General features: G+C 34.8%; 22 protein-coding genes. 6 read left to right on the top strand and 16 right to left on the bottom strand.

The window, feature by feature from the left end:
• Positions 1-76: 76 nt before the first annotated feature.
• The 6 genes from FC70_RS07960 to FC70_RS07935 form a co-directional block, all read right to left on the bottom strand.
• A complete protein-coding gene (locus tag FC70_RS07960) occupies positions 77-1,501 on the bottom strand; it encodes an NAD(P)H-dependent oxidoreductase (protein WP_083478685.1) in 1,425 nt (474 codons plus the stop codon).
• The gene (locus tag FC70_RS07955) at positions 1,498-2,130 is read right to left on the bottom strand and encodes an NADPH-dependent FMN reductase (RefSeq protein WP_057890470.1); all 633 of its coding nucleotides are present in this window, start codon (positions 2,128-2,130) and stop codon (positions 1,498-1,500) included. Before FC70_RS07955 ends, FC70_RS07960 begins: the two co-directional genes overlap by 4 nt.
• Positions 2,131-2,158: 28 nt before the next feature.
• The gene (locus FC70_RS07950) at positions 2,159-3,040 is read right to left on the bottom strand and encodes a LysR family transcriptional regulator (protein ID WP_057890469.1); all 882 of its coding nucleotides are present in this window, start codon (positions 3,038-3,040) and stop codon (positions 2,159-2,161) included.
• Between the two features lie 58 nt (positions 3,041-3,098).
• On the bottom strand, positions 3,099-4,517 hold the full coding sequence (locus FC70_RS07945) for an anion permease (RefSeq protein ID WP_057890468.1): 1,419 nt from the start codon (positions 4,515-4,517) through the stop codon (positions 3,099-3,101).
• Positions 4,518-4,549: 32 nt separating this feature from the next.
• Positions 4,550-5,941 (bottom strand): flavocytochrome c, encoded by a 1,392-nt coding sequence (locus FC70_RS07940; protein ID WP_057890467.1) that lies wholly within the window; start codon positions 5,939-5,941, stop codon positions 4,550-4,552.
• A gap of 148 nt (positions 5,942-6,089) precedes the next feature.
• Positions 6,090-7,472, bottom strand: a complete 1,383-nt coding sequence (locus tag FC70_RS07935; protein ID WP_057890466.1) for a class II fumarate hydratase — start codon at positions 7,470-7,472, stop codon at positions 6,090-6,092.
• A 426-nt stretch (positions 7,473-7,898) separates the two neighbouring features.
• Between FC70_RS07935 and FC70_RS09500 the strand changes: the two genes are divergently transcribed.
• The 4 genes from FC70_RS09500 (at position 7,899) to FC70_RS09410 (ending at position 9,041) form a co-directional block, all read left to right on the top strand.
• Positions 7,899-8,138 carry a transposase gene (locus tag FC70_RS09500; RefSeq protein WP_235804092.1) on the top strand — a complete coding sequence of 80 codons (240 nt, stop codon included), beginning with the start codon at positions 7,899-7,901 and terminating at the stop codon, positions 8,136-8,138.
• Positions 8,139-8,207: 69 nt separating this feature from the next.
• Positions 8,208-8,603 carry a helix-turn-helix domain-containing protein gene (locus FC70_RS09495; RefSeq protein WP_235804091.1) on the top strand — a complete coding sequence of 132 codons (396 nt, stop codon included), beginning with the start codon at positions 8,208-8,210 and terminating at the stop codon, positions 8,601-8,603.
• A gap of 26 nt (positions 8,604-8,629) precedes the next feature.
• Entirely contained in the window at positions 8,630-8,794 is a 165-nt protein-coding gene (locus FC70_RS09415; RefSeq protein WP_191980112.1) for a hypothetical protein, read from the top strand.
• Positions 8,795-8,900: 106 nt separating this feature from the next.
• Positions 8,901-9,041 (top strand): hypothetical protein, encoded by a 141-nt coding sequence (locus FC70_RS09410; RefSeq protein WP_191980111.1) that lies wholly within the window; start codon positions 8,901-8,903, stop codon positions 9,039-9,041.
• A gap of 94 nt (positions 9,042-9,135) precedes the next feature.
• Here FC70_RS09410 and FC70_RS07915 read toward each other — a convergent pair whose 3' ends face one another.
• A complete protein-coding gene (locus FC70_RS07915; protein WP_057890465.1) occupies positions 9,136-10,713 on the bottom strand; it encodes a BCCT family transporter in 1,578 nt (525 codons plus the stop codon).
• A 345-nt stretch (positions 10,714-11,058) separates the two neighbouring features.
• Positions 11,059-11,637, bottom strand: coding sequence for a sugar O-acetyltransferase (locus FC70_RS07910; RefSeq protein ID WP_057890464.1), 579 nt, complete (start codon positions 11,635-11,637; stop codon positions 11,059-11,061).
• A gap of 493 nt (positions 11,638-12,130) precedes the next feature.
• Here FC70_RS07910 and FC70_RS07905 point away from each other — a divergent pair, with 493 nt between their 5' ends.
• Entirely contained in the window at positions 12,131-12,448 is a 318-nt protein-coding gene (locus FC70_RS07905; protein ID WP_057890463.1) for a hypothetical protein, read from the top strand.
• Between the two features lie 38 nt (positions 12,449-12,486).
• Here FC70_RS07905 and FC70_RS07900 read toward each other — a convergent pair whose 3' ends face one another.
• Positions 12,487-13,230, bottom strand: a complete 744-nt coding sequence (locus FC70_RS07900) for a CPBP family intramembrane glutamic endopeptidase (protein WP_057890462.1) — start codon at positions 13,228-13,230, stop codon at positions 12,487-12,489.
• Positions 13,231-13,377: 147 nt separating this feature from the next.
• On the opposite strand from FC70_RS07900, the gene FC70_RS09270 reads away from it, so the two are divergent.
• Positions 13,378-13,554: a hypothetical protein gene (locus FC70_RS09270; protein ID WP_157045255.1), complete on the top strand. Its 177-nt coding sequence runs from the start codon at positions 13,378-13,380 to the stop codon at positions 13,552-13,554.
• Positions 13,555-13,606: 52 nt separating this feature from the next.
• Here FC70_RS09270 and FC70_RS07895 read toward each other — a convergent pair whose 3' ends face one another.
• From FC70_RS07895 to dnaK, 7 genes are all read right to left on the bottom strand, one after another.
• Positions 13,607-14,293, bottom strand: coding sequence for a class I SAM-dependent methyltransferase (locus tag FC70_RS07895; protein ID WP_057890461.1), 687 nt, complete (start codon positions 14,291-14,293; stop codon positions 13,607-13,609).
• Between the two features lie 113 nt (positions 14,294-14,406).
• Positions 14,407-16,245 (bottom strand): translation elongation factor 4, encoded by a 1,839-nt coding sequence (lepA, locus tag FC70_RS07890; RefSeq protein WP_057890460.1) that lies wholly within the window; start codon positions 16,243-16,245, stop codon positions 14,407-14,409.
• Positions 16,246-16,342: 97 nt separating this feature from the next.
• Positions 16,343-17,380, bottom strand: coding sequence for a zinc-dependent alcohol dehydrogenase family protein (locus tag FC70_RS07885; RefSeq protein WP_057890459.1), 1,038 nt, complete (start codon positions 17,378-17,380; stop codon positions 16,343-16,345).
• Positions 17,381-17,403: 23 nt separating this feature from the next.
• Positions 17,404-19,923, bottom strand: a complete 2,520-nt coding sequence (locus tag FC70_RS07880) for a M1 family metallopeptidase (RefSeq protein WP_057890458.1) — start codon at positions 19,921-19,923, stop codon at positions 17,404-17,406.
• 127 nt (positions 19,924-20,050) lie between these two features.
• Positions 20,051-20,380 carry a thiamine-binding protein gene (locus FC70_RS07875; protein ID WP_057890457.1) on the bottom strand — a complete coding sequence of 110 codons (330 nt, stop codon included), beginning with the start codon at positions 20,378-20,380 and terminating at the stop codon, positions 20,051-20,053.
• A gap of 160 nt (positions 20,381-20,540) precedes the next feature.
• Positions 20,541-21,689, bottom strand: a complete 1,149-nt coding sequence (gene dnaJ, locus FC70_RS07870; protein ID WP_057890456.1) for a molecular chaperone DnaJ — start codon at positions 21,687-21,689, stop codon at positions 20,541-20,543.
• A gap of 236 nt (positions 21,690-21,925) precedes the next feature.
• Positions 21,926-23,773, bottom strand: coding sequence for a molecular chaperone DnaK (gene dnaK, locus FC70_RS07865; protein ID WP_057890455.1), 1,848 nt, complete (start codon positions 23,771-23,773; stop codon positions 21,926-21,928).
• Positions 23,774-23,790 lie beyond the last annotated feature (17 nt).

Genomic DNA, 23,790 nt, shown 5'->3' with positions numbered 1-23,790 from the left:
ATAAATAAAAAAATCTTTTATTTATCGGATGAAATTTTACTTTCTCATCTAACAATAACAAAGATTTTTTTATTTACTAATTTTCAGACGCACCACTAACAACATCAACGTCGTTATCAGAACTATTTTCTACATTAACTTCTTTTGATAATTGCTGATTACTTCGTTTAACACCTTCTGGTTGCACACCCTCAGTGGCAATATTACCCCCTGAATTTAATAATTTTCCAATTTCAATGCCTATCTCAGATTCAGTTATTGAATTATTTTTAGTTTCATCATTTTCATGTTTTGAGGCACTCTTAAATGAATCAGTACTTTCATTATTTTTCACTGAAGCGCCTGTGATCACATCTAAACCAAAAATTGGTGAAATCTTATCAACTTGCTCGTCTTTGACTAATTTCTGTCCAGTAACTGAAAGATAGTATTTAATGATAGGCATAATATCAAGTACCCATTCATTAACCCCTCTGTAACGACCATTTTCATCACGCATAGCTTTATAATAATGCATCACATGTATGTCATTATTATTTCCTGAAACTGGCATTCCTACCAATTCGGTTCCATTTCTTAATGCATGTATCACTTTCTTAACATGATTAAACGCTCGTTCTGGATGTACCTGTGACAGCGGTGAGCCAACTTGTCTCGGAACTCTCGCAGCCAGCATTTTGCTATCTGGGACATTATGATTATAGTAAATAAATTGATTATTATCGTCAGCGTAAGTTAGTTCCATTGGCATTGAATTCAAAAAATAATTGATTTGATTTACTGTTAATATTCCTCGATCTAATTTAACGTAAGTACTGCCATCTACAGCATGTACTTTCAGAGATGCATTCTCTACCCATTCATCACTTTTCATGTTAACATTTTCAATTGTTGTATTAACAGGATTTTTAGCATCTAAATCTTCATCTTCACTTGTTCTTGGATCTGGAGTATCTAATAAGTCGATGACCTTTACATAATGTAAAAATTTTTCAATAATTGAATCTAAAAATTTTATTGTTCTAGTATCTTTTAAATTTCCATCTTCATCAAATGCACTTTTTGCATTTGATAGTAAAAATTCATTACTAGGCATAACAAAAGCATTAACACCTGGTGATTCCAGTATTTGCTTTAAATGTAATTGTGCCCGAGAAGATCCTTGATCATAATATGATGCTCCAACAATCCATACTGGTTTCCCGGTGAACGGATGTAGTTTATAAGATAGCCATTCAATCATATTTTTCATAGCAGCTGGAACTGTATGATTATGCTCAGGTGTGGCAAGAATTACGCCATCTGCGCTAAAAACTTTTTGATATACATTTTGAATAGCCACTGAATCACTCAAATCGTTATCTTGAGTAAATACAGGTAACTCACTAATATCAACTAGCTCAATTTCAACTAAGTTTTTATATTTTTTCACCATAAATTCCAACAACATTCGATTATACGAAGTCTTTCCTATTGATCCAGCAATTGCTACTAATCTCAATTAATTACCTCCTTATTATTAGCTCCCTCATCCCCTGAGAAATCGTTTAAATTGGTTTCATCATCCTTGTGTGTATTTGTTAATTGAGTTGAAATATTAATAAATTCATTAAAATCGGCAACTAAAGAGTCTAACCATTTTACTTGTTGGGTATCAGTTAAAAATCCATTATTATTAAAGGCTTTCAAGGAATTAGAAAGTAAGAATTCTGAACTTGGCATAACACGTGCTTTTATTTCCGGAGAATCAAGAATTTGTCGTAATTGTGCTTGTGCTCGAGAAGCACCTAAATTACCAAATGATGCGCCTGTAATCATAACTGGTTTATCTAAAAATGGATGAACTCCATAAGAAAGCCATGCTAATGCACTAGATAAAATTGCAGGAATTGAGTGATCGTACTCTGGAGTAGCAACAATAACACCATCAGCTTTTTTAATCTTTTCTAACATTCTTTCTGCTTGCATTGGAATTTCCATATCTTCAGTTTTAACAAAAATTGGTAATCCAGAAACTTCAACTAATTCAATTTCATCAATTTCTGAATATCTTTTTTTCATATATTTTAAAAGTTGACGATTTGTTGATTTTTTAGAATTAGAACCAACAATACCGATAAGCTTTTTCATAATCATTGTCCTCACTTGTAATTTTTTACTAAATTGTCATATCTTTTAAAACATCTAAAAATTCTGTTTCAAAATCACTAAGTATATAATCTTTTCTTATTGCAACTGAAATATTAAAACACACTGGTACTTGATCAGATATTTTAATAACGTGAATATCGTCTTGTCTTTGAATAGCATCTTCAACTATCATGCTAATCCCAATATCTTCTTTAACTAAACTTTTAGCCCAACTAATGTCGGCAGTTTCATAAACTATATTAGGATTAATATTTGCATATTCACAATACGCTTTAAACGCTACTGGATGTACATAGCGTCCCGATAAACTGATGAATTTTTTTGCACCTAAATCTTTAAAACTTACAGTATTTAATTTTGCAAGTGAATTATATTTACTCGTAACAATTACAAATGGTCGTTCCCCAAGATGAATTGCATCAATTTCATTCAATTCAATTGGATGAACTGAGCCTAATAACGCAATATCAATTTCACCATTCTTTAACTGTTTCAATAATTCATCAGATCCAGACTCAACAATGTCTGTTGAATTTAACATTCCATTTTTTAATAACTTACCTGCAATTTTTGAAAAATATAACATTCCAATAATTGGGGGAAGTCCAAATCTAATATTTTTAATTTTAGCGTTATCAATTTCTCTATGTGCCAACAGAATATATTGATCAATTAACGCCGCATTCTTTTTAAGTAGTAATCCTTCTCTTGTTATAAGAGTTGTCTGGTGTGCCCTATCTTGATGAACTAAATGTGTATCAAATTCTTTTTCTAATCGATGTATAGCCTGCGTAACTGATGGTTGAGAAACTGAAAATTGTTTTGCAACTCTTGTATAATTTTTATACTTTGCCAATGCAATAAAATATTCTAAATCTTTTGTATTCATAAACTACCTCCTATTAAATTAACAGGTAATTTCAAAGCGTTTATTACCTCAAAAAATATTACCACATTCCAATAAATTTCATCCAAACTGAGCCAATACCAATCCAAACAACTAGATAAAATACACCTAAAATTGCATTCAAAGACCACCACTTACTTTGGCTAACATATCCAGCACCATACAAAATTGGAGCTGGTCCGTTTGCATAATGAGTAGTTGAGGCAAATAAATTACCAAAGAATCCTAACATTAATGCTGCCAACATTCCTGGAACTCCAGCTGATATAGCAACTGCAAGTAATGCACCATACATTGCACTAACATGAGCAGTAGCACTAGCAAACAAGTAATGACTATAGAAATATGCCAAAATAATAATAATTAGTGCAATTACCCAATTTAATCCATTCATACTTGAAGCAATTAATTTACTCAACCAAGGAATGAATCCAAGTGTATTCAATTGGGTTGCCATCATAACTAGTACAGAAAACCACGTTAATGTATTCCAAGCGCCAGTCTCATGGGTTACATCACTCCATGATAAAACGCCAAGTAACAATAATAATGTCAAAGCAATAAAGGCCGTTACAGTTGCATCAACACCAATAATACCTCCACAAATCCAAAGTAACAAAGCAATAACAAATACTGCTGACATCGCTTTTTCTGATTTTGCCATGGGACCCATTTCTTTTAATTGATCTTCAGACCATTGCTTTGCATTGGGTGTTTCTTTTATTTCTGGTGGATATAACTTGTAAATAATAAATGGAACTAAGATCAAGGAAATCAATCCTGGAACTAAAGCTGAAAGAAACCACCCCATCCAAGTTATATGAATTCCTAGTGGTTTTGCCAATGATTGAGCCAAAGGATTACCAGCCATAGCTGTTAAAAACATTGCTGCAGTAATAATATTACCTTGAAATTCAGCAAATACAAGAAATGAACCAATTTTTCGCTCTGTTCCGTCTTTTGGCGATGAACCAAAAGATGAAGCCAGTGAATTAATAATTGGATACATAATTCCACCAGCACGCGCTGTATTACTTGGCGTAGCTGGTGCTAGGATTAAATCTACCCCAATTAATGAATATGCTAATCCTAAAGTTTTTTTACCAAACATTTTCACAAATTGTAAAGCAATTCTACGACCTAATCCGGTTTTAATAAATCCTCGTGAAATAAAGAAAGCCATTACAATTAACCAGATACTTCCATTCCCAAAACCGGTAATAGCGGTATCAATCGGTACAACTCCCGTTAAAACAGTAATTGTAAATCCAATAATAGCAACACCACCTATTGGTAATGGTTGTGTAATACATCCAATAATTGTAGCTACAAAAATTGCAAACATATGCCAAGCTGCCATAGAAACACTTACAGGCTTAATTGGTGACGCCAGCCAAATAATTAAGCCAACAAATAAAGGAGCTATAAATTTTTTGTAATTTATTTTTTCCAAGCTCATTGTCTTACCTCTTTCTAATATTACAAAAATTATTACCGTAAATAATTAAATACTTGTTGACCCGATTGACGACCAAAAATTACAGTTTCTGCAATTGAGTTTCCACCAATTCTATTATTACCATGAAGTCCTCCAACAATTTCTCCACATGCATATAAGCCTGCAATAACTGAATTATTATCTGTTAGAACTTCAGTTTTTGAATTAATTCCAACTCCACCCATTGTATAGTGAACTGCTGGCGCTATATGAATAAGATTATAAGGTTCCTCTTTAATCGAACGATCCATTCCTGTTTTTCGTCCAAATTTAAAATCATTATGTGTTTCTACTGATTTATTCCATTCTTCAATAGTTGTAACTAGTGACCTTTCATCTAACTCATTTTCAAGTGCCAATTTTCCCAAACTATCTTCTGTTTTAACTAATCCAATTGATGCATAAAATTCAACTGCTTTAACCCTATCTCGAATTGATTTATCAAAAATTAAATATGCCCCACCTTCATCTAATTCATCAATTGAATTAGATACAACCTTTCGTGTATCTAATTCATTTACGAATCTTTTTCCAGCCTTATTAACTAAGATTGCTCCCTCGCCTCTAACAGCTTCACCTATCAAATATGCATGATCGTTATCTTGCTGTACCGTGGGATGAATTTGTATTTGGTCCATGTCAACAACTTTAGCTCCAACCTTTTGTGCCAATTTAATTCCATCGCCAGTTGCACCTGGTTGATTAGTTGTTTTATATCCTTTAAGATCTGGTCGGTACTTAACAAGCATATCCTGATTAGCACCAAAACCTCCTGTTGCCAAAATGATAGCTTTAGTTATAATTTTTTTTGGAGCACCATTGGCAACAACTTTCATTCCACAGATTTTTTGTTCTGTATCCAACAACAGTTCCTTAACATTTACACCAGCAAATAATGGAATATCTAATAATTTAATTTGTTTTAAAAGTTCAGTAACTAAGAATGCACCAATAGGCGCCATAGAAGCTGGCCTATGTGTTCTCATTTTACTCATTCCACCAGTAATTGTAATATCCTCTAAAAAAATTTTATGATCTGCTAACCATTCAACTGATGAAGCAGCATGATTAGAAAAATATCTAAGTAACTCTGTATTGTTTAATTTTCCACCCCCAACATAAGTTTCTTCATAAAAATCATCAAATGAATCTACCACATTATGTTTAAGTTGCACCAACGTTTCAGCTGCATTCATTCCTGAAGAAGCTCTTGTAGAATTACCGCCTAATTTATCCATTTTTTCTAAAATAATAGGCTTTAAACCTAACTCTTTAGCCTGTATAGCACTCGTCAATCCCGCTGCACCGGATCCTATAATTATCAAATCATATTCATTTTTTAGTTCACTGACATCTCTTGGAGCAAACTTAAATTTTTCTGCCATAATTAACTCCTTAATTTATGATATAAAATGTTTATCTGCTAATCTGCTTTTTGAATCCAAAGTAAAAATGATCCAATTATTAAACCACTTAAAAATAGGGCTAATAAAATTAATATTTCCATGTTTTTCACTCCATATAATTCAATAATTATTTATCATTATTTGTCATATTGATTGGAATAACCCATTCATCAAACTGTTCAGAAGTTACTTGCCCAGACTTCAATGCAGCTTCTTTTAAGGTTGAACCATCTTTTAAAGCTAATTGAGCAATTTCTGCACTTTCATGATATCCAATGTGAGGAGAAAGTGCAGTTACTGTCATCAATGAATTATCTACTAATTCATTCATTCGCTCCGCGTTAACAGATAGGCCAGCAATCATAAGATTTGCAAATCCCATTTCCGTACCTGCCAATAAATCAGCTGATTCTAAAAATGCACTTATTAATACTGGCTTATATACGTTCATTTCAAAGTTTCCTTGACTTGAAGCTATATCAATTACTACATCATTCCCCATAACTCTTGTAGCAGCCATAGTAATTGCTTCTGCTTGTGTTGGATTAACTTTCCCTGGCATGATAGAAGAACCGGGCTCATTTGCTGGTAAATTTAATTCTCCATATCCAGAACGTGGTCCACTTCCTAAGAAACGTACATCATTTGCAATCTTCATTAAATCACTTGCCAAAGTTTTCATTGCACCGTGCACAACATTTAACCCTGAATGATGTGATAATCCATAAAATTTATTAGATTCTGATGTAAATTTAATTTCATAAACATCACTCATCTTTTCAGCAATTATCTTAGAAAAATGTGGGGCCGCATTTAATCCTGTACCTACAGCCGTTCCACCCATAGCTAATTCATAAAGCGTTGGAGTTAATTTATTCAAATATTCTAAATCATGCTCCAATGCACTCTTCCATCCACTAACTTCTTGTCCAAAAGTTAGTGGAACCGCATCTTGCAAATGAGTTCGACCAATTTTTACAGTATTCCAATACTTTTTCTGTTTTTTATCCAATTCTTCAATTAAATGTTGTGTTGCTTTTTCTAAATTTTTGATTGCAACTGCAGCTGTGATATTCATAGCAGTTGGGAAAATATCATTTGAACTCTGCCCTTGATTAACATCATCGTTAGGTAGAATTGTAATATTAGGATTTATCTTATAAGCCATATGAGCAACTACTTCATTTGTGTTCATATTTGTTTGTGTCCCAGAACCCGTTTGGTAAATAACTAAAGGAAAATCTTTTCGTAATTCATCATCCGACAATGCTAATAGACTATCAATTGATTCGATAATTAAATCAGCTTTTTCAGTTAACATAACTTTTTCAGTTTTATTAGCTTGAGCAGCAGCTTTTTTTATCTGTAATAACGCCTTAATTATTTCTAATGGCATTTTTGATCCTGTTGAAAAATTATTTCTACTTCGTTCCGTTTGTGCACCCCATAAAGCATTGAATGGTATTTCAACTGAACCTAAAGTGTCCTCTTCTACGCGAAATTCTGTCATGTTTTTTTCCTCCTAATTAGTTAGTAATGTATCAAATATATAAAACTAATATTTCAAGAGTTAATGATACAATTCACAATCATATATAGTCAAACAATAGTTACCTTATAGCTTTTACTTATGGCTTTTAAAGCCTACTGTTAAACATATTTAATCTAAAAATTAATCTTATTAAACTTAATAAACAATTTATTTACATATTATATATAACATGATTAGATATTTTTTTCACAATTAAAATCAATTCATGGATATTCAAATATTTAGCTTGTACAATAATAAAATTAAAAAAGCTCCTAAATTTGCGATAATTCCTCTAGGGTTGTCAGATGAAATATTATAAATTCATCTGATATCCATGGAGAGATTTTTGTGTCCAGATAAAAATATACATCAATTGAAAAACTTAAAATTATTCAAGAAATAATGGACCTAAAGAAAACTGTCAATTCAGCTTCAATAAGATATTCAGTTGATTTCGCAACTATACTAAATTGGCGAGATAAATATAAATGTGGAGGAATTTCTGAATTAGCGGAAGCAAAACATAATAATCATTATTCAGAGGAATTTAAGCTTGAAGTGGTAACAGCATATTTAAATGGCGAAGGAACTTTACAAGAACTCGCAATTAAGTTTGGCCTAGGAAGTAAGACTCAAATTTGAAATTGGGTTTCATTGTATAATAGGGATAAAACATTAACGGCTTCGCCGTTTAGAAAGAAGATTCCCAATATGCGACGAAAAAAAACTTTGGAAGAACGAATTAAAATTGTGGAATACGTGACAGTTAGTAAGCATAAATATTCTGAAGCGGCTGAACACTTTGAAGTTACCTATCAACAAGTGCTTTTATGGGTATTGAAAGCCAAAGAAAATGGATACGAAGCACTTGTTGATAATCGAGGGCATCGTAAACCTGAAAAAGAATTATCAGAACTAGACAAAGATAATTTAAAAATTAAACAATTAGAAACGGAACTTGAAGAAAAGAACGCCATGGAAGCATTCATAAAAAAATTTCAGGAACTTCAGCGCAAGGGGTTAAAAAACAAAGAAGATAAGACGTTAATCAAAAATTTGATGTCAGATGGCCAAACGAGGTGTGGTTATCCAACTCAACCGAGATAACATACGGTATGAATGGTGAATATAAAATGAGATTGAGTGGTATTTTAGATTTATACGGTCGGAAGTTCATATCTTACAGTCTAAGTGAAACAGAGACTAGTGCAGCTGAAATACAAGTTTTTCAACGTGCATTCAATAAAGCGGGCAATGTTCACCCAATCGTGCATACAGAACGAGGATCGGCGTATTAATAACTATCTAGCAAGACACAACGTAACGAGAAGCATGTCACGTCCTGGAACTCCGTATGACAACTCGCCAATTTAACAATAGTGGTATGATTTCAAGTTGCGTTGAATGGATCGACATACATTAGCAAAAAAATACGAAGAATTAGTCAAATTGGTTGAAGACGGAATTTATTATTTTAATCATCTAAATCGTTCAGCAATAATAAATGGCTTCACCCCAGATGAATACTGGAATGAAGCCATTTAGTAACAAATATTCAAATTTATAATATTTCAACTGTCAACTTGACAGGTCCTAGTGCAATTAATTTAGGAGTTTTCATTTAATATTTTTTTCAATTTCATCTTATATTTTCATGCATCATATGGACTTGAGTACGAAGATTCTTCTTCACTTTTTTACCTACTTTTACTAATGAATCACTAGCACTTTCAGTGGACTTGTCTTTTGATAAATATTGCCACGTTGAAATAATTAACAACAAGGAAACTAATATCAATGGGAACCCTGCCATTGAACAAATTGCCTGAATAGTTTTAAAGCCACCAACGAAGACAATCCCAAATGAAAATAGCATAAATATTACCATCCAAACTAGTCGGTTAACCAAGCTAGGTTGTTGTGATGGTCTAAGCTTCGTACTAGTAAATGACGACACGATATATGCTGATGAAGAAATCGTGGTTGCCAAGAAAATGAAACAAGAAACCGCATAAATAACTAACATGACGTACTTAAGTGGTAAAGTTGAAATCACAGTTGCAATTGCCGCTGCCTGACCATACGTATTCAAAATATGAATTAAGTTAACGGCACCGCTTTGTTGTAAATACAATGAATATCCACCCAATATAGCGTAGAAACTCATACAACCTAAGGCTCCATAACCCAACATCCCCAAAATCACCTGACGAATCGTCCGTCCGCGTGAAATTCGAGCAATGAATAATCCCATAAATGGCATAAAGGTTAACCACCATCCCCAATAAAAGATTGTTTCTGATTTAACTGGATCAACGGCATGTCCCATTCCAGAAGCTGTCCCGGTACTCATTGTAATGAACCGAGTAACCATCAGTACTAAACTATGACCTTCTGATTTTAGAATATACATTGTGGGGCCAACTAATAACACAATCAATAAAAATCCAATTGCGGTCCAGATATGGGCTGAACTTAAGCGATCAATTCCACCCTTAATTCCCTTAAACATCGTTAACGTGAAAATCGTAAATAAGATTACGAATAAAGCTAATTTTAAGAATATCGTATCCGGAATGCTAGTTAACGTCGCAATAATTTTTGATAATACTGGAATTTCCATTCCGACTGATGATCCGATTCCACCCATAATTCCAAAAACTACCAAGAAATCAACAATTTTTCGTAAGATCTTTTTATATGTCTGATCACCTTTTAACATTGGAATAACATCGCTAACACACATCACTTTAACGTTTTTAACATACATCACATACGAAATAATTACGGCAGATGAAGCAAACATCATCCACGCCATTGGTCCCCAATCAAACTGACCTAACATGTGAGCATTTTGATAATTAGCCGGCGACATCGCTTTAGCACCAAACAACGGTTGTTGGACATAGCGAATTGGGTCAACCATGCTAAGCATTAAAATACTAGCATCAATAGCAGTAGCAAATACCATGCTTCCCCATTTAAAACTACTATACATTGGCTTTTCATCTTTTTGGCCCAATCTAATTCGACCGTAATGACTACATGCAATATATATAAAGAACACAAAATTAATAATATAAATCCCTAAGTAAGCCCAACTTAAATGTGTCGTAATCACATCCATTGCTGAACTCAACGTTGCCTTTAAACCTGATCCACCAAGCAATAATCCAATTGACACCAAAATAAACAGCGCCACTGTCGGCACAAACATTTTCTTGTCGATATTTTGCTTTTCTAAAATAAAAAATTCCTCCTAATCTTTCTGACACGTCGCAAGTCACTACTATTTTTAAACACTAACTAAAATATTCGATAATTTAAATCACCAAATATTTTACGATAGGTAGCCGTAAACTTGGAACCCAACTTTACAATCTCTCTTATTTCACAATGCTTTTACTCAATTATATTCATCAAGTAATCCCAATTTTTTGATAATTTGTTCGCACAAAAAAAGCACACTAATACAGTTTCTCCACTAGGGATATCTGCACAGCGTGCTTTTTAGCTTTGCTATCTTATACAAATACTCATAACTTAATATTCTATTGAATCATTAACCGGGACTCACATCCCCGTTATCATCTAAATGACGAATAATCCGTGCTGGATTACCCGCTATTACAACATCATCCCCAAATGACTTGGTGACAACTGAACCAGCACCAACCACAACTCGACTACCAATTGTTACTCCTGGTAAAATTGTGACATGTCCACCCATCCAAACACTGTCGCCAACTGTAATTGGTTTACCCAATTCAACATCGGCATCACGTAACTTTGCAGATAGTGGATGAACTGGTGTATAAAAACCAACATCTGGTCCAATATAACAATGATCACCAATTGTGATTGGACAAGTATCCAATAACGTCAAATGGTAATTAGCATAAAAATGATTTCCAATATGAATATTAAAGCCGTAATCAAACTCAATACCAGTTTCGGCCCAAAAGTCGTCACCGGAATCCGCAAGTAATTCTTTAATCTGACTGTTCTGTTGTTCATTATCGTCTAGCTGGTTAATTTTCAGCAGTTTTCTCCGCATTAGTTTTCTTCGTTCAACTAACTCTGGGTCCAACTGCTCATACGGTTCACCATCTGACATTTTTTCTCTCTCTGTTTTCATCATGTTGTTAGAATACCACTTATTCCATCATTTGTTAAAAATAGTTTTAAAATAATTAATAAATGCCCGTCTATCAGCGGTTATATTGTTTATTGTATAAAGGTTAACAGCTATTTTTATATAATTTTTTTTAAATAGAAATATAATTTTATAAAGTGAATTAACGAAACATCATCCTGCAACCTCAACTAGCTCAATTTTAATATAAATTTTATCATATATTTTTTAAAACATAATAACAATGTGTATAAAATCACATTATAACTGCTTTCAGAAAAAATTGTGGACAACCTTATTATTTACCTAGTAGTCCCTACCAAGATATTCAAACGTGCTATAATTGAATCACCCTTGGCAGGAATTACAGGCGCAATGATGATCACCAAAATCGGTGATCATTTTTTATTCAAATAATAATTGTATTGCCTAAAAAAACGCGGTATGATATCATTGTGCAGAACATATGTTCGATATCGTAACTGAAAGGAATTCTACTATGCTACTATCTGAATTAGATCAATTTATTGAAACCAATAGTCGCGCTAAAGATACCTTTTATGAAAAAGCACTCGTTTTCCAACAAGCCAAGAATGCCAAGCGACAACCTGCTAAACGCTGGAATGATACTAAAGTTGACCGTGCCGTTGACAAAATGTGGGATGAAATTTTAGACAGCATTATGACTAAAGTGGATAATGCGATGAAGCGACGCTCCAATCCATTCGGGGACAATTGGCAAAAGTTTATGATTGAAACTGAAATCCTTGAAAATTTTGAAGAATCAATGAGTGAACTAAGTTTCACCGAAGAATAAAAATTAAAAGATCACGCTCAAAAATTGAGCGTGATCTTTTAGATATTCGTCACAATAAAGAGCAACGTAAACGCAACTTCATCGAATATATAGTGCATTGTAAATGGAACTAAGATATTTTTAGTTCTGATAAAGGCTCCAGTAAAGAAGAATCTCGCTGGACCAATTAGTAGAAACATTGTTATCAAATTACCATTGTAAGCATTGTAGTGAATCAACCCAAATAAGATAATTGATAATAATAAGCCACTATAAATACTGGCACTTCGACTTAGTTTAAACGTCTTTTGAAAAATAATTGTACATCCAATAAAAACAAATAAACTAAATAATTCTTCGTTCATTAAATTAACTAAATCAGTTCCATAATTAAACAATAACGTGGTTACATTAATATGATCAACATTATCATGACCCACTACTTTAATATTTGCTAGGCGCATAATTAGCTGGGCTAGTTGCGTAAATAACACGTAACCAATCAAATATACAACGCCAGTTTTAAAATTACTTTTTGACCAATATTTTGTCGCAATCAATGCTCTAAAGTTAAACTTAGTAACTAACTTCAATGCCAAAATCATTAAGATTAGTGGTAGTAAACCTACTAATAAAAAATAAACTAACTTATGATTTTCTACTGATATCAATGAATCAAGATACAATATTATTCCCATAATTGCTGATCCAGAAATAACTAACCCAAGTCCTCGACTCGCAGATAATTCAGTGTCAATCAACGGTAGTTTTGTTTGATCATTTTTTCTTTCAAAAATCGTCATACTACTTCCTCCACACATAATTTATCTTTTTAAGATTATCATGCTCCATAATAAATTCAAAATATATCAACTCAAATCACTGGTAATATTCCATTTATTAATTCTAAAAATGTATAATAAGCATAATAAGTTTTTGGAGGTTCTAATATGTCACTTTTATTTGCCATTTTGTTTGTTATTTCAATTGTTATTACGATCTTCTTCGCGTTAGCTTTGATTTGGTCATATGTCCAGCATGAACCTAACTTCGCAACTGAAAAGCGCACCATTATTTTAATGGTGATCACGATGGTACTTATGATGCTTGGAATTGCAACATCATAATTATTCGTATCTTATAAAGGAGTCAACTCGATTTAATGAGTTGGCTCCTTTACTATACTTTTTTAATAACTAATGTTCGTGCACACGGAAACGTTAATGGGGTTGGCAATGATTCTTTTAAAATATCAGCACCTAGAGCTTTAAAATATTGCTTATACTTACCAAGATACATAATATCAAAAATAATAATGATACTATCTTTAGCAGCTACTCGATATATTTCCTGACAGACTTGTTGAACGTTACTTTTGCCAACATTATGAATCGAAAACGATGCCGTTACGACGTTAAACGTTTCATTTTCATATGGCATCTTTAACATATTTCCAGTATCAATTTGAGTTTTACTGGCTAATCCCTCTAGTACCATATTTTTTATCGTGTTATCTTTAGCGTTACTACTTTGATCTTTATTCGACCATAAATCAATTCCGGTAGCGATTTGAACATTATCAAGACGGGCCAATTTAGCTAATACTAATCCTCGACCAGTTCCAATATCTAATGACTTAATCAATTTATCTTGAGGTAAATTAGTCTTTAAGACTTTATCTAAAGCAATACTTTTACCAAATAAACTACTAAAAGCCATCCATAATGAAAATAAAATACATATAATACCACCAAATGACCATCCTTGAAGATAGCCAAGCACATCAAGAATAATAGCAACTATTCCAAATAAAAAATATCCAATCACAAATGCTGGTGCGTCTAAGCCATATCTAAATATTTTCATTGTAGCCCCCCTATTTTTATTTATCATACCGTATTATTAACTACTTATCGATACAAACATCAAAAAAGAGCTAACTCCCAATTGAGTTAGCTCTTTAAACGTTATTATATCAACTATTTTTTACCATTTTCATCGTCACCAGTTTGAAGAACCGTCATAAAGGCTTCCTGAGGGACTTCTACCGTTCCTATCGACTTCATTCTCTTCTTACCTTTTTTCTGCTTATCAAGTAGCTTAGCACGACGATCAGGGTCACCAGTATGAATCTTAGCTGTAACATCCTTACGATAAGCCTTGATATTAGTTCGGGCAATGATTTTAGCGCCAATTGCTGCTTGAACTGGGATTTCAAAGTTAGAACGTGGAATTATTTTCTTCAAACGTGATGTAATATCACGACCACGAGCTTCAGCAAATTCACGATGCGCGATGAAACTCAAGGCATCCACCTTTTCGCTATTCAACAAGATATCGATTTTAACTAATTCACTTGGACGATATTCTTCAATTTCATAATCCAAAGATGCATATCCTTTAGTACTACTTTTTAACTTATCAAAAAAGTCAAAAATAATTTCTGACAATGGAATATGATACTTAACGTTTACACGGATATCATCCAAGTAATCCATCGTTTCAAAAATACCACGTTTACGTTGAGCTAGTTCCATTACCGCTCCCACATAATCATTAGGAACAATAATTTGGGCAAAAACATATGGCTCGTTAATCGCTTTAATTTCTGATGCATCTGGTAAATCAGATGGATTTTCAACGATTTTTTCACCGCCATCATTCAAGTCAACTTTATAAGTAACCGATGGTGCCGTCGTAATTAAATCTAAATTAAATTCACGTTCTAATCGTTCTTGAACCACATCCATATGCAACAATCCTAAGAAGCCACAACGGAATCCAAATCCTAACGCTGTCGAAGATTCAGGTTCAAAGGTCAACGAAGCATCATTAAGTTGTAACTTCTCAAGTGCTTCACGTAAATCAACAAATTTAGCATTATCGGTTGGATACAAACCTGAATAAACCATCGGCGTCATCTTACGATACCCATCTAATGGTGCATCAGTTGGATTATTGGCATCGGTAATAGTATCACCGACTGACGTTTCTTGAATGTCCTTGATGCTGGCCGTAATATAGCCAACATCCCCTGCCATTAACAACTCACTTTTAATTGGTTTCGGTGAGTTTACTCCGACTTCAACAACTTCATATTCAGCACCGCTATTCATCAAACGAATCTTATCGCCTGGTTTAACGGTTCCTTCCTTAACTCGGACACTTAAAACCACGCCACGATATTCATCATAAATTGAATCAAAGATTAACGCTTTTAATGGTGCTTCTAGATCGCCATCAGGGGCTGGAACATCAGTTACAACCCGTTCCAAGATTTCTTCAATTCCGATTCCAGCTTTAGCACTTGCTAACACCGCATCAGAAGCATCAAGGCCAATTTGATTTTCAATCTGACCTTTTACCATCTCAGGATCAGCCGATGGTAAATCAATTTTATTAATCACCGGAATGATTTCCAAATCATTATCCAACGCCAAATAGACGTTAGCTAAAGTTTGTGCTTCAACCCCTTGAGCAGCATCAACAACTAAAATCGCACCCTCACAGGCAGCCAATGACCGCGAAACTTCATATGAAAAATCCACATGTCCCGGAGTATCAATTAAATGGAAAGTATAAGTTTCACCATCTTCAGCCGTGTAATTAAGCGCCACCGCATTTAACTTGATCGTAATTCCACGTTCACGTTCCAAGTCCATCGTATCAAGCAACTGTGCCTGCATTTCCCGTTTTGAAACGGTATCGGTCAACTCTAAAATTCGATCAGCCAATGTTGATTTACCGTGATCAATATGGGCCACGATCGAAAAATTACGAATATGACTTTGTCGTGCTTTCATTTCTTCTAAGTTCATTTTATTCTCGCTTTCTCCGTGTATCATCAATTACTAGTATACCATGATAGCCCCAGTTAACAACGAGAATAAACTACTAAGATAACCAACCAGATTTTTATATTTCACTAATCTTCACTAATGATTTAATCACAATTCGTTGGTCCATGGCTTCATATGCAGCTTGAATATTTTCAAGTTCAAATGACTTGGTAAATACTTTACCTGGTTCAATTTTTCCATCTAAGACGGATTTTAACAAAACGCTTTTATCATAGGTCGTAACAGCTGCAATTCCGCCACGAAGACCAACGTTACGCCAGAACAAATTGTTAGTATTCATATCTGATTTTTGTGGCACACCAACCCGGCCAACAACTGCCCCTGGGCGTCCAACTTTAACAGCTGTATCAACAGATTGTTCTGTTCCAACGCATTCTAAAACAGCATCTGCTCCACCATTAGTTAATTCCATCACCCGTTCAACGGCTTCGTCACCACGTTCAGCAATGATATCTGTTGCGCCAAATTCTTTAGCTAACTTTTGACGATCTTCATGTCGACTCATTGCAATAATTCGTTTGGCCCCTAATAATTTAGCCCCAATAATTCCGCAAAGGCCAACTGCACCGTCACCCATAACAACTACCGTATCACCAGCTTTAACTTCCGCTGTAACGGCAGCGTGATATCCAGTTGCCATTACATCTGATAGGCTCAATAACGAATTTAACATCTTATCTGAGAATGATTTAGGATCACCAGGAACTTTAACTAGTCCCCAATCAGCATTGTTATATAACAAATATTCGGCTTGATATGCTGTATTACCAGCTGGTGAATTCAAACAGTTACCATCAAATCCAGCTAGGCAAGCGGCACAATGTCCACAGCCATGGGTAAATGGCACAATTACAAAATCACCAACCGCTACATTAGTAACCTCTGGACTAACTTCTTCAACGATGCCAATTGCTTCATGACCAACCATTGATCCTGTTTCACGATCAGATAGTCCGCGATACCACCATAAATCAGAGCCACATACACATGCGCGAACAACACGAATAATCGCTTGATTGTCACCGGAAATACTTGGTTTTGGAACCTCTTTAATTTCAACTTTACCGGGTTCGATAAATATAGTTGCTTTCATAAAATTGACTTCCTTTATATAATTTATTTAATTTCGCTCATAATTGCTTGATTAACAGCAACTTGCTCTACTGCAATTAAATTAACCCGACTTTCAATCACCTTTAAATCCATCGTAATTTCACGCTTTAATCCAGGTATTTCAAGCATTGGCCAGAAGAAATATTTAAATTCTTTCAAACGAGTTGGGGTTTTAAAAATACCTGCAATCACCGTAATGTAAGTGGTAAATTCCATATCTCCACCAACTGTTTTTTCTAACCAATCCCAATCATTGCGAATCCAATCCCACGCAGCTTGCTCCCCATGACTATTGGCCAAAATTCCACGGAACCAGGCACGTAAATCTTGAGGCTTAATTGTCTCTGCATTTTTAAATTCAGCGATAATTTGTTTAATTAACTCTGTATCTTGTGTGCTAGTCACTGCTACTCTTAGATCTGATTTGTAACTGGCATCAGATGTTTGACGATAAGCCAGCAACATTTGATTAACTAATTCACGGTTACCATAATTTTTTACTTCATTTTTCAAAATAAATACCCGAATATCAGCTGGTAAATCAGCAATTTTATCGACATTATTTTGATAAATTTGATGCGCGATTTCAATTGATTTTTGATTTTCAGCATACAAAGTAGCATTTAGAACGTATGGCCGTGTTAATTGATCATCATTAGTCTCACCATCAACCGGCAACCAACCTAATCGATTAACTTGATTATCACTCATTTTATTGAAGAATGCTTGTAGTTGCTGTTCTTCATGAGAATTAAGCGTCACAAATTTTTTCAAATCATTGGCTAAACGATAGAGTGCGGCATTAACAATATTTGAATGACTCGTAATAAAGTGACTCAATAAAGGTACCACGGTCGCATATGAAATTTGTCCACCTTCAGCTAATAAGCGTAAGTCTTGCAACAATTGTAATTGTGAAATTGAATCTAATTCAGTCACATGTTCGATAATGTCTGCTAATAACGTTTCGTCATATTTAACTATGAAGTGAGAATTATTGCCAACGTTTAATCTAAATGGAACGCCATTTTGTGATCGCAACTGTTCGTAGTCACCCAGTGTATTTTCTACCTCGGCAAAGATGGCTGGTGATTCATGATAATTACTGTTCAATGGAATCTGCCATTGTCGTGACTTAGGTTGATTTTCGCCAATGAAAAATTGCTCCTGGCTAATCGTTAATTGTCCATCGACAAGCTTGGCGTTTACAACTGGATAGCCTGGTTGTTCTAACCAAGATTGCATAATACTACCAATATCCATACCTGACGTTTCACCTAAGGCCGCCCATAAATCGGCTCCGGTGGCATTATCAAATTGATGACTGGCAAAATAATTTTTCAAGCCCATTCGTAGGGCATCATCACCAATGAGAGCTCTCACCATTACTAGCATTCTGGCACCCTTGGCATAAACAATTGCACCATCAAAAAGAGCATCAATTTCAGCTGGATTTTCAACTTGGACGTGTACTGATTGAACACCATCAATGGCGTCACGCTGTAATGCAGCTGATACTTCTGAAGTTTGGAAACTTTCCCAAATTTTCCAGTCTGGTTCAAGGGCGTCAATTGCCACATATTCCATCATATTGGCAAAACTTTCATTTAACCATAAATCATCCCACCACTTCATCGTAACCAAGTCACCAAACCACTGATGAGCTAATTCATGAGCAATGACCGTTGCCACTAATTGTTTAGTCTCTAGTGATGTATTATTTGGATCTAGTACTAAATAAGCTTCTCGATAAGTGACTAAGCCCCAGTTTTCCATTGCCCCAGCCGAAAAGTCCGGCAATGCCAACTGCCATGAGTGTGGCAATGGATATGGAGTTTGATAAAAGTCTTCATAAAATTCAATTGAACGTTTGGCAATGTCTAAACCAAAATCCAATTCATTATCTTGATGTGCTTTTGTCGCAAAGACACCAATCTTAACGCCACTCTCAGTGGTAGTGTATTTACTTAGCATTTCACCAAAAGCAAAGGCAACTAAATAAGTCGACATTTTAACTGTCGTTTCAAAATAATGAACTCCCGATTCAACACGAATTTCAGGCATATTTGCAATAATTGTTTCATCAGCTTGTTCATCAAACTTAATGGCTAAATCAAACGTTGCTTTAGCCTCAGGTTCATCAACTGATGGAAACGCCTGACGCGCAAAAGTCGTCTCAAATTGAGTTCCAATTAACTGTTTTTTAACGCCATCAACTTCATAATAGGATGGATAAATCCCCATCATTGAATCAGTTAATTTGGCTGAATATTCAATGATAACTTCAATATCACCCGTTTTAACATCCGGCAATAAAATTGCTTCATCTTGTAATTTAAAAATAGTTGTTTGATTATCAACTAAAACACTTTTAATATCTAAATATTTTTGGTGAATTGAAATTGATGACGATAATGCTTCACCGCGAATGACGGTTTTACCAATAATAGTTTTGGTAGCACGGTTAATATCTAAATAAATATTGTAATTGTTTGGATGAAAGCTTTCATAAAAATGACTCATAGGCTACTCCTTCTTGTTTCAGATTATGTAACCATTATACGCTTAACAGTTACTACTAGTCATTTAACAACCCTACAAAAAAATAGATTATTCAAATTTAAAATTTTGAATAATCTATCTTTGAAAATTATTTAATTTGATGGCTATTTTTATTATTTACTTCACGATATTTAGCTAATTTTTCATCTGTCGTTAATATATGTTCTGCTGGTGCATATGATAACTTAATATAATTACTAATTCGAGGTGCACCACTATCCGTTACACTTATTTGAATTCGATGTAATAACTTCATTAGGTTATCTAAATCACCTTCAATCGTGGTTTCAAACGCACCCACTTCATACGACATCCCAGCTGCATCAATTTCTGCAATTGCCACGTCGACTAATCTTAGTAGTTCTTTAGTTGAATCTGCTTCAGGTAAAACTTGAATAGCCATAACTGCATTTGCCATAATAATTTTCTCCTTTAGTAAGCGCGTTAGTCTAAGAACAATCAAAGTATATCATGCTAACTTAAGTTTACCAAAAGGAATGAAATTACAATTGCTATCAAAAAAAATAAACTAATATGGACGATTATTATCCACATTAGTTTATTCAATTAATTAATTTTTAATCATCAAATGCATCTTTTAATTTATCAAAGACACCTTTTTTGCCCCCGGAAACTTTTTCACCAGAAGCTTCAGCGAATGCTTGTAAGGCAGCTTTTTGTTCTTTGTTAAGGCTCTTAGGCGTTTCAACATGAATTTTAACATGTTCATCCCCAGTACCATTACCATTAACACGAGGAACACCCTTACCACGAAGACGGAAATTAGTTTCGGTTTGTGTTCCTGCCGGAATCTTCAATTTCACATCACCATGCACGGTTTTAACCCCGATTTCATCACCAAGCGCTGCTTGTGTAAATGAAATTGGTTGATCAAAGTAAATGTCATTGCCATCACGAGTAAACTCGCGACTAGGCGTTACAGTAAAGACAATATAAAGATCTCCATAAGGGCCTTTATTTTCTCCTGCTTCACCTTGGTTTTGAAGACGCATTTGTTGTCCATCATCAACCCCAGCTGGAACATCAACTTTTAATTCATGACGTTCAGAAACATGACCTGAGCCATGACAAGTATCACATTTTTCTTTGATTTCTTTACCAGTTCCACCACAAACATCACAAGTTTGTTGTGAACGCATCCGACCAAGTGGTGTATTTTGAATTACATCAATCGTTCCACTACCACCACACTTAGAACAAGTTACTGGTGAAGTTCCAGCTTTAGCACCAGAACCATCACAAGTACCACAGTAAGCTTCACGGTTATACTTAATCGTTGTTGTCTTACCAAAAATGGCTTCTTCAAATTTCAAAGTCATATTATATTGTAAATCACGACCTTGTTGTGGTGCTGACGGATCGCGACGTTGTTGACCACCGCCACCAAAGAATTGGCTAAAGATGTCATCAAATCCGCCACCGCCGCCACCAAATCCACCTTGTTGGTATTGACCACCACCGAAACCACCGCCACCAAATCCACCTTGTGAACCAGCTGAACCGTAAGTATCGTATTGTTGGCGTTTTTGTTCATCACCAACAGTTTCAAAAGCATCATTAACTTCTTTAAACTTATCTTCAGCACCGGCTTCTTTGTTCAAATCCGGATGATATTTTTTTGATAATTTACGATATGCTTTTTTGATTTCATCTTGTGAAGCGCCTTTATCGACACCCAACACATCATATGGATTTTTATCTGCCATTTTTTGGATCCTCCGTTATAAAGTAGTCCTCTAGTTATACCATAAAATCTAGTACCAAGTAAAAGCCAAAGCACAAGACTTTGGCTTTTACTATCGATTTATTAGGGTGGTACCGATTTCTATAATCGGCTTCAAAAGTCAGTTTGCTTACTTAACTACAGATAATTCTATTTCAAAGTTCGAAATCATCATTATCTTAGGTTAACGCGCCCAAACTACCGACTTTTTGCGCACTCCTATTTCTTGTCTTTAGGATCTACTTCTTCAAAGTCACCATCAACAGTGTTGTCATCATCTTTTTTACCGTCAGCTTCACCATCGGCACCTTCAGCGCCTTGGGCTTCTTGAGCTTGTTGATACAACTTAACTGTCAATTCTTGAACAATTTCGTTCAATTCATCCTTCTTGGTCTTCATGTCTTCGATGTTGTCGTCTTCTTTAGCTTTCTTCAATGCATCACGTGCATCTTCAGCCTTTTTAACTTCTTCATCAGAAACTTTACCCTTAAGGTCTTCCAAAGTCTTATCAACTTGGAATAATAGTTGGTCAACTTCATTTCTCAAGTCAACTTCTTCTTTTTTAGCTTTATCAGCTTCTTCATTTTCAGAAGCTTCCTTCATCATACGATCGATTTCGTCATCAGAAAGGCCAGAATTACTCTTAATAGTAATCTTTTGTTCCTTGTTAGTACCCAAATCCTTAGCAGATACATTTACAATACCATTCTTATCAATATCAAATGTAACTTGGATTTGTGGAACCCCACGAGGTGCAGCTGGAATATCAGTCAATTGGAAGTTTCCAAGGGTCTTGTTATCAGCAGCCATTGGACGTTCACCTTGTAATACGTGAATATCAACAGCTGGTTGGTTATCAGCGGCCGTTGAGAACGTTTGACTCTTTGAAGTAGGAATTGTTGTGTTACGTTCGATTAATTGAGTCATCACACCACCCATGGTTTCGATACCAAGTGATAATGGCGTAACATCAAGTAAAACAACATCTTTAACATCACCAGTCAACACACCACCTTGAACTGCAGCACCAATCGCTACGGCTTCATCAGGGTTGATTGAATGGTTAGGTTCTTTACCAGTTAATTCTTTAACAGCTTCTTGAACGGCAGGAATTCGTGTTGATCCACCATTTAAAATGATTTCATCTAAATCAGAGAATGAAAGTCCGGCATCCTTCAAAGCATTCAATACTGGTTGCTTAGTACGTTCTACTAAATCAACTGTTAATTGGTTGAACTTAGCACGACTCATTGTTTTTTCCAAATGAAGTGGACCCGCAGCACCAGCTGAAATAAATGGAAGACTGATGGTTGCTTCATTAGCACTTGAAACATCCTTCTTAGCCTTTTCAGCAGCATCCTTCAAACGTTGAAGAGCCATCTTATCTTGACCTAAATCTACGCCGTTATCAGCTTTAAATTCAGCTACAAGCCAGTCGATAACTTTTTGATCAAAGTCATCCCCACCTAAATGTGTATCACCATTAGTTGAAAGTACTTGGAATACGCCATCACCTAATTCAAGGATTGAAACATCAAAAGTACCACCACCAAGGTCATAAACAAGAACTTTTTCATCTTTATCTTGTTTGTCTAAACCATATGCTAATGAAGATGCAGTTGGTTCGTTGATAATACGTTTAACATCAAGTCCGGCAATTTTACCAGCATCCTTAGTTGCTTGACGTTGTGCATCATTAAAGTATGCAGGAACGGTAACAACGGCTTCAGTAACTTCATCACCAAGATAATCTTCAGCATATTTCTTCAAATATTGAAGTACCATTGCTGAAATTTCTTGTGGTGTATACTTTTTGCCTTCAACTTCAACTGTATAACCAGCTTCACCCATGTGGCTCTTGATTGAAACAATTGTATTAGGGTTTGTAATTGCTTGACGCTTTGCAACTTCCCCAACTTGAGTTTTACCATCTTTAAATGAAACAACTGATGGTGTTGTACGGTTACCTTCTGGGTTAGTAATGATTTTAGGTTCATTACCTTCCATTACAGCAACAGCCGAGTTTGTAGTTCCTAAATCAATTCCGATAATTTTATTACTTGCCATGTTTAATTTACCTCTTC

Origin of the sequence: Paucilactobacillus oligofermentans DSM 15707 = LMG 22743 (assembly GCF_001434315.1) — a bacterium.
Lineage (GTDB): Bacteria > Bacillota > Bacilli > Lactobacillales > Lactobacillaceae > Paucilactobacillus > Paucilactobacillus oligofermentans.
The sequence above is the reverse complement of the archived record's forward strand: the minus strand, read 5'-3'. Positions and strand labels throughout refer to the sequence as shown.